Annotated in this window: 7 protein-coding genes and 1 pseudogene; 2 read left to right on the forward strand and 6 right to left on the reverse strand. The window is 66.5% G+C overall.

What is annotated here, in order from left to right; all coding sequences use genetic code 11:
- The first annotated feature begins 54 nt into the window (after positions 1-54).
- Positions 55-1,542 carry a class I SAM-dependent DNA methyltransferase gene (locus tag IPJ61_RS08505; protein ID WP_297105431.1) on the forward strand — a complete coding sequence of 496 codons (1,488 nt, stop codon included), beginning with the start codon at positions 55-57 and terminating at the stop codon, positions 1,540-1,542.
- A gap of 72 nt (positions 1,543-1,614) precedes the next feature.
- Here the strand turns inward: IPJ61_RS08505 and IPJ61_RS08510 are convergent, their stop codons facing one another.
- The 5 genes from IPJ61_RS08510 to IPJ61_RS08530 all read right to left on the reverse strand — a co-directional run bounded on the left by IPJ61_RS08510 (position 1,615) and on the right by IPJ61_RS08530 (position 6,054).
- Positions 1,615-2,442 carry a hypothetical protein gene (locus tag IPJ61_RS08510; RefSeq protein ID WP_297105434.1) on the reverse strand — a complete coding sequence of 276 codons (828 nt, stop codon included), beginning with the start codon at positions 2,440-2,442 and terminating at the stop codon, positions 1,615-1,617.
- Positions 2,443-2,815: 373 nt separating this feature from the next.
- The gene (locus tag IPJ61_RS08515) at positions 2,816-3,913 is read right to left on the reverse strand and encodes an SDR family oxidoreductase (RefSeq protein ID WP_297105636.1); all 1,098 of its coding nucleotides are present in this window, start codon (positions 3,911-3,913) and stop codon (positions 2,816-2,818) included.
- 196 nt (positions 3,914-4,109) lie between these two features.
- A complete protein-coding gene (locus IPJ61_RS08520) occupies positions 4,110-4,574 on the reverse strand; it encodes a type II toxin-antitoxin system VapC family toxin (protein ID WP_297105437.1) in 465 nt (154 codons plus the stop codon).
- Positions 4,571-4,798 carry a ribbon-helix-helix domain-containing protein gene (locus IPJ61_RS08525; RefSeq protein ID WP_297105440.1) on the reverse strand — a complete coding sequence of 76 codons (228 nt, stop codon included), beginning with the start codon at positions 4,796-4,798 and terminating at the stop codon, positions 4,571-4,573. Before IPJ61_RS08525 ends, IPJ61_RS08520 begins: the two co-directional genes overlap by 4 nt.
- A gap of 56 nt (positions 4,799-4,854) precedes the next feature.
- Complete coding sequence (locus IPJ61_RS08530; protein WP_297105442.1) at positions 4,855-6,054, reverse strand: winged helix-turn-helix domain-containing protein; 1,200 nt, start codon at positions 6,052-6,054, stop codon at positions 4,855-4,857.
- Positions 6,055-6,102: 48 nt separating this feature from the next.
- On the opposite strand from IPJ61_RS08530, the gene IPJ61_RS08535 reads away from it, so the two are divergent.
- Positions 6,103-6,738 carry a prepilin peptidase gene (locus IPJ61_RS08535; protein ID WP_297105445.1) on the forward strand — a complete coding sequence of 212 codons (636 nt, stop codon included), beginning with the start codon at positions 6,103-6,105 and terminating at the stop codon, positions 6,736-6,738.
- Between the two features lies 1 nt (position 6,739).
- Here the strand turns inward: IPJ61_RS08535 and IPJ61_RS08540 are convergent.
- Positions 6,740-7,111 (reverse strand): annotated as a pseudogene (locus tag IPJ61_RS08540) (anthranilate phosphoribosyltransferase); the annotation flags it as partial.

The raw sequence follows: 7,111 nt of genomic DNA on the forward strand, positions 1-7,111 counted from the left end.
CATGGGGGTTCCCGACAGCTGGTATGACGATCCGTTTTGGTCGAGGAGGCCGCAATGACTGATTCCCGCCGCCTGGTCGACAAGCTCGACTCGTTTCGCAACCTGCTGCGCGACGACGGCGTGGGTGTGCTCGACTACATCGAACAGCTCACTTACCTGCTCTTCCTCAAGATGGCGCACGAGCGCGCCACCCGTAGGCTCAAGCCGCAGCAGATCGTGCCCGATGAGTACTCCTGGCAGCGACTGCTTGACGCCGAAGGCGTGGCACTGGAGTTCGAGTACACGAAGATCCTGGTTGGTCTCGCGCAGCAGCCCGGCACGCTTGGCGTGATCTTCCGCAAGGCGCAGAACCGTATCCAAGACCCGGCAAAGCTCAAGCGTCTCATCGTGGACTTGATCGACAAGGAGCAATGGTCCGCCACAGGCAGCGACCTGAAGGGTGACGCGTACGAGCAGCTGCTCGCGAAGGGCGCGTCCGACAAAGGCTCGGGTGCGGGGCAGTACTTCACCCCTCGCGATCTGATTCAGGCAATCGTCGACGTCATTCAGCCAACCGCAGACGACACGGTGATCGACCCGGCATGTGGTACCGGCGGCTTCCTGCTCGTAGCTCACGATTACGCCTCACAGCATGCCGCTGACCTCACGCCCACCCAGCGCGATCACCTACGGGATTCCTTCGTTCACGGCACCGAGCTCGTCGACAGCACGGCAAGGCTCGCCGCGATGAACTTGTTGTTGCACGGCATCGGAACCCCCGATGGCGACTCATTGATCGACGTGCGCGACGCACTCATCGCCGACCCTGGCGGCCGTTACTCCGTGGTGCTCTCGAACCCGCCGTTCGGTCGCAAGTCCTCGGTAACGATGGTCGGCGCCGACGGGCGCGAGTCCAGGGAAGACACCGAGATCGAGCGGGCTGACTTCGTAACCACGACCTCGAACAAGCAGCTCAACTTCCTGCAGCACATCATGACAATCCTGGACATCGGCGGGCGTGCCGCCGTCGTGCTCCCCGACAACGTGCTCTTCGAGGGAGGAGCAGGCGAGGTGCTGCGTCGCAAGCTGCTTGCCGACTTCGACCTCCACACCATCCTGCGACTGCCCACCGGTATCTTCTACGCGCAGGGAGTCAAAGCGAACGTCCTGTTCTTCGAGAAGAAGCCCGCGAGTGAGACACCGTGGACGCGCAAACTCTGGCTTTACGACCTGCGCACCAACCAGCACTTCACCCTCAAGCAGAACCCACTTCGGCGGACGCATCTGGATGAGTTCGTGCAGTCGTACCGGCCGGGTGAGTCGCGCGACAACCGTGTGGAGTCCGCAGAGTCGGAGCGCTGGAAGTCGTTCACCTATGGCGAACTGATCGCACGCGACAAGGTTAACCTCGACATCACCTGGCTGCGCGACGACTCCCTCGATGACCTCGACTCACTGCCCGCACCCGAGGTCATCGCACGCGAGATCGTCGAAGACCTCACCGCGGCTCTCGCCGAGTTCGAAGCGGTTGCTGCCGCTTTGGAAGCCGCCTCCGCAGAGTAGGTCAGCAGGGTTGCATCGAGGCGTCTGAACGGAGAAACCGCCGAGGTGGTGGTGCTGCTCCCATCGCGCCACCTACTGAGAGTTCATGAAATCCGGTTTGAACGCGTTGATGAAGTATCCGTACTCGTCGAAGTCGAGGTTCAGTGGTCTCATGAGATTGAAGAGTTCAGCTCCGGTTCCTTGGAGCCGCAGCTGCGACGGATTGATGTCGGCGACTCCAAGTATGTAACTCGACCCAGAATCGGCGAGCAGGTCGAGTTTGACCAGTTGATAGAGTTCAAAGAGAACGCCGACCTGGAGTGGATCGAGAGTTCCCCCTCCTCGAAAATCTCTTGCTCTCACTGCGCTCGATAGCTGCCCGCTGCCGATGATGAAGATGCCAATGAGCTGTCTGTAGGTCAGCGACTCCATGAGCGACAAGATGTAATTGGCGTGTCCGGAGTCGAGATCATCCCTGAACACCACGTTGGTGTAGAAGTTTGCGAGGAGCGCTACCTTTCGTTCCTCAAAGGCTTTCCGAGCCGCCAAGAAGGTCCCTTCAAGTAGCTCATCTGCCTCGGAGCGGAGTCTCTTCGCCTTCTTTCGCTCTCGCGGCCTGAAGAAGGACTCCGACCGCAGTTGCTCACCCCCGTGCAGGCGTTCCACTACTTGGTTCTGAGCGAGCACGTACAACGAGCCCATGCGATCCTGCTCGGTCTGCGCCGTAAATCGCGCCGCCACATCACCGGCAACGGACTTCATGCCATCCTGTAGAAGGGCACCTGCCGCCGCTCCAACAACTGCTCCAGGAGGGCCAGCCACAGCTGTGCCGAGTGCCGCACCCGCGGCTATTCCAAGCGCACCCGCGCCCGACGCAATCATCCTCGTCAGGGCGTCGTCTGCGCCACCGTTCTCATGCATCCATGTCCTTGTCATACAGCCGTTGCGCTCGGGCCGCCACGACTCGAGGGAGGTTCCGCATCGTGGCACCTCAGCTTCCACGCCCGACAAGCCGATCATCGATCTGTCGGGCCGTTGCTCGCGTGTCGAAATCTACAGGTGGCGACAGTACAGAACTCGGTGACGCTCCGATGGCCTGGACTTTGGAGTGCTATACCGGTGGGTCTTCGTCCAGACGGTGCCGCGGTGGACGCCGAACTGCTTCGCCAACGCGGTAACGCTGGCGCCATTGGCGCGGCTGTTCGCATAGCGTCCACTTCCTCGTACGTCAGCCGAGTTCGAGCGCGTCTCCTTGGCTCTGTCGACGCCGCGACAAGCGCGTCATCGGGCTCATTTACGAGTTCAACGGCGACTCTAGACCCTTGACTCCACGCGGGAACGAGCCGCTCGACCCAGCGTCGCCTGTTCCCGTAGTGGTCGATGGAGTCCACCCAAAGTGCCTTCGCAATCCAGGGTGTAGGTGTGGGCTGAGCCGGACCGTCGTGCGGTCCCTCTCCCTGCCCGTCAGCCTCCTTGGCTCCACCGACGCTCGCCCACGACGGCCGCCGAGTGATACCTGCTCATCGGGGCCGTGCCCCCGGAGGCTCGCGAAGTAGTCTGCCAAGTGACGGGTGCCGAAGCGTTCACCCACCGCGTCGTGGGTGAGTCCTTCGGCAAAGAACTCGGCGAGGTCTCGGGGGCGTTCACCCAACCGGGACGCGACCCAGACCGCCGCAGAGAGCGCGCCGTGGGGGATGGCCAAGATACGGGCCCCGTGCCCTGATGCTTTGATAGCAATTTCGGCGATCTCCCGGTAGGTGAGGACATCGGGCCCGCCGACGTCCCAGGTCCCGCTGGTGTCGCCGAGCTTATCTGCGCAGAACACCGCGAGGTCGACGCCATGGATGGGTGCCACACGGGTGTCACCGCCAGGAGGCAACAGGACGAGTCCGTGCCTGGCCATCGCCCAGAAGTCGGTGAGGTCGGAGAAATAGCCTGACGGATTGATGACTTGATGGGCGATTGCGGAGCGCTCAAGGGTCGCCGCGAATGCGGCCTTGGAACGCAGGATCAGCGAGGTGCCGGTGTCTGCATGCATCACGTTGACGTACAGGAACGAGCGGACACCTTCGCGCTCGGCATCTTCCAGCAGGTGACGGTTGGCAAGGTAGTCGACGTCCCACGGACTGGCCTTCTGGCGGGTGACTCCCAGCGCGGAAACGACGCGTTCCGCCCCTCGGGTGAGACCGCGGACAAAGTCGGGCTCGGTGACGGGGCCCTCGATCCACTCGGCGACGGCTCCTGCGATACTCGGCGCACCAAAGGGACCCGGCTGCTCAGCGCGTTCCCGTGACCTTACGACAGCGCGTACGGCATGACCCCGTCCGGCCAACTCGACAACCAGGTGGCGTCCAAGGTAGCCGGTCGCTCCAGCGACTAGAACACTCTCCATCCGCCTCACCGGCCTTCCGCGCGAGTTTGTTGTTAACCATTCTCCTCCCTCTACGTGGTTCCGCCGCCGCACCGCTCAGAGGATCCTCAGACCTTTACCGTGGCTGCAAACGTTCGATCCGCGGCCTGAACCGGAGAACGTGCGCGTCAAAGTCAACTATCTGACTCTGACGTACACGCTAGCCCTCCCACCAGGCTCAGCCGCCGATGGATGCACCGAGGTCTTGCGGGAGGAGGGCGAAGGCGGGGTGCCCGGACAGGGGGACGACCCGGCGATAGTCCTGGTCGGTGGCCACGATGAGGTTCGTGCCCTTCGCTGCGGCGACGACGACGTTCATCGCGTCGGCGAGGTCCAGCGATCCGGGCTTCCGGCGCTTGCGCTGCATGGATCCTCGGTAGCGCTGAACGAGCTCGCTGGCCTTGGCGAAGTCGGCGACGCTGGGGTTCACCAGGTCGTAGAAGCCGCCGCCGACGTCGTCGAGGAAGTCGTCCGCGGCCTCGCCGAGGCCGGCGGACGTCAGCACGTGGTGGACCTCTGTCACCACGAGCGGCGTCACGAACACTGCCGACGCGGACTCGAGGACTCCAAGGAACTCGGCGTGGCCGGGCTCTGCCGTGTTGATGGCGGCAACGATGCCGCCCGTGTCCGCAATCACTCTCACGACGCGGCTTCGCTGCCCAGGTCGGCGAGGAGTTCGTCGGTGCGGCCGACCAGTTCGGGGGCGTTGACGTGTGCCTTCATCTTCGGACGAATGTGCAGGTGATCCTGGATCACCTGATCGATCCCCTGGCGAATCAGACTGGCTTGGGACAGGCCGGAGACGGCCGCCGCCTCGTCGAGCCGCGCCTTCTGGGCCTCATCGAGATACACGCTCGTCTTCACCATGCCCTACATATTACCCTACGTTCGGGGGCGACCTGGCCCGTGGCGACCAAGCCGCGTCAGCCGACGGCGCCGGCCAGGGGCGCGGCCCAGGTGCCGACGGCGTCGACCTGGACGTCGCTGAGGCCCTGCCAGGCTGCGGCCTCGTGTAGCAGCGGCGCGACCCTCTCCGCGAGGTCGACGGCGCGGGGGGCAGCGTCGGGCTCGACGTGCGCGTGCCGGACCCGCAGCACGCCGGCCTGACGGTCGCTCTTGAGATCCACCCGGCCGACGAGTTCGTCATCGACGAGCACCGGCAGCACGTAGTAACCGTGCTCGCGCTGCGCGGCGGGCGTGTAGATCGAGATCCGGTAGTGGAACCCGAAGAGGCGCAGCGCCCGTGGCCGGTACCAGACGAGCGGGTCGAACGGCGCGAGCAGGGCCGCGGCCTCGACCCGGCGCGGGATGCGCGCCCCCGGGGCGAGGTAGGCGGGCTCGGCCCAGCCCTCCACCTCGACGGGTTCCAACTCCCCCGCTGCGACCAGCTCGGCGACCGCGGCCCGCGCCGTCGCCGACTTCACCCGGGGGTGGTCCGCGAGGTCGTCGAGGGTCGCGACGCCGTATGCGACGCTCGCACGGCGCACCAGCTCGACAACCGCCTCCTCCCGCGGCACGGCTTCGCGCGCGGCGGCCGGCAACGCATCGGCGACGGCGTACCTCCGCTCGAACCGCTGCCGCCCGGTGACGACGAGGTCGCCGTGGCGAAACAGCCAATCGGCCGCGATCCGGACGTCGTTGCGGTTCCACCACCCACCGCCGAGCGAGACGTTGGCCGGGTGCTCCAGGTCGCGGACCCGGGTCTCGCCACGCTCGGCCACCTCGGCGAGCACCTCATCGATCAGCGTGCCCCGCTCGGCGGCCCACTCGCGAAAGCCGTCGCGCACCGGCAGTTCCCGGCGCCAGGCCCACAGCGGCCAGTCCGCCACCGGCAGGACGGCCGCCTCGTGCGCCAGGTACTCGGTGTAGCGCCCGAGCCCCCTCCCGGCGTCGTGGTGCAGCAGCTTGTCGAGGTCCGCGCGGTCGTACGGGCCGACACGTGCGAGCAGCGGCAGGTAGTGCGCCCGCTCGAAGACGTTTACCGAGTCGATCTGCAAGACCCCGAGCCGCGAGATCGCGCGGTTCAGCGCGGCCGCACCCGCCACCCGAGGTCGGGGCGCGGCCAGCCCCTGGGCGGCGACGGCGATCCTGCGGGCTGCGGCAGCGGTGAGTCTCTTGGCCATCGCCGCAGACTATCGGCCGCCGCCGACAAGACCGCGTAGGGTCGGCCCATGACGATGGCGGGGGCGGCAGGCGCGGCGGTGGTCGCCGCCGTCATCTGGTCTCTCATCGTGCCGCGCATCCGGATCGACGATCCCGAGGCGCCCGACCTGAAATCGCTCGCCTCCTGGCACTCGACCCTCCTGGTCGCCGTCGCCACGCTGCTCTGCGGGCTCGCGCTCTGGCGCGAGGAGCCGACGGCGTGGCTGCTCTGGGTGCCCTACCTCGCAGTGGGCGCGCCCCTGGTCGCTGTCGACCTGCGCACGACTTTCCTGCCCCGGCGGCTGCACTACGTGGCCCTCGGCGGCATGGTCGTCGGCGGCGTCACGCTCGCCGTCGTCCACCCAACCGCAGCGTTGGGCGCATTGGCAGGCGCCCTCGCGGCGTTCGTCTTCTTCTTCGTCGCCTACCGACTCACGGCCAACCTGGGCTTCGGGGACGTCCGCTTGGCGCTGTTGATCGGCGCGGTCGCGGGACAGTCAGGCGTCACGGCGTGGACGACGGCGCTGCTCGCGGGCACCGTGCTGGGCGCGTTGCACGGGATCGGCCACGCACTCTGGGCCCGGCGCGACCCGACGCGGGAGCGCCACTTCGCCTACGGCCCCGCGCTCTGGCTGGGGCCGATCGTCGCGGCGCTCTTCGGCTGACCTACTGCTGCGTGGCAGCGATCCACGCGTCGAGCGTGGCAGCGGCCTGACCGGAGTCGATCGCCTCCTTGGCGTCGGCCAGCGGCTGCGCCAGTTGGTCCTTGAGTTCCTGCACCGTGGAGATCCCGCGGTAGGCCAGCAGTGCGGCGGCCGCGTTGAGCACGACGATGTCGCGCACCGGGCCGGGCTTGCCCCCGACGACATCGCGGACGACCTGCGCGTTGTGCGCGGGGTCACCGCCGGTCAGGTCATGCGGCGCGGCGGGCTCGAGACCCAGCGTCGTCGGATCGAGCGAGGTGCGGTGCACACGACCCTCGGCCACCAGCCAGACGTCGGACTCGGACGTGGTGGTGAGCTCGTCGAGGCCGTCGAA

Source organism: Tessaracoccus sp. (assembly GCF_016714275.1).
Taxonomy (GTDB): Bacteria; Actinomycetota; Actinomycetes; order Propionibacteriales; family Propionibacteriaceae; genus Arachnia.

Excerpts from the sequence above, each read along its gene's own strand:
- IPJ61_RS08505 (WP_297105431.1), top strand. The coding sequence starts at position 55 with ATGACTGATTCCCGCCGCCTGGTCGACAAGCTCGACTCGTTTCGCAAC.
- IPJ61_RS08510 (WP_297105434.1), bottom strand. The coding sequence starts at position 2,442 with ATGCATGAGAACGGTGGCGCAGACGACGCCCTGACGAGGATGATTGCG.
- IPJ61_RS08515 (WP_297105636.1), bottom strand. The coding sequence starts at position 3,913 with ATGGAGAGTGTTCTAGTCGCTGGAGCGACCGGCTACCTTGGACGCCAC.
- IPJ61_RS08525 (WP_297105440.1), bottom strand. The coding sequence starts at position 4,798 with ATGGTGAAGACGAGCGTGTATCTCGATGAGGCCCAGAAGGCGCGGCTC.
- IPJ61_RS08530 (WP_297105442.1), bottom strand. The coding sequence starts at position 6,054 with ATGGCCAAGAGACTCACCGCTGCCGCAGCCCGCAGGATCGCCGTCGCC.
- IPJ61_RS08535 (WP_297105445.1), top strand. The coding sequence starts at position 6,103 with ATGACGATGGCGGGGGCGGCAGGCGCGGCGGTGGTCGCCGCCGTCATC.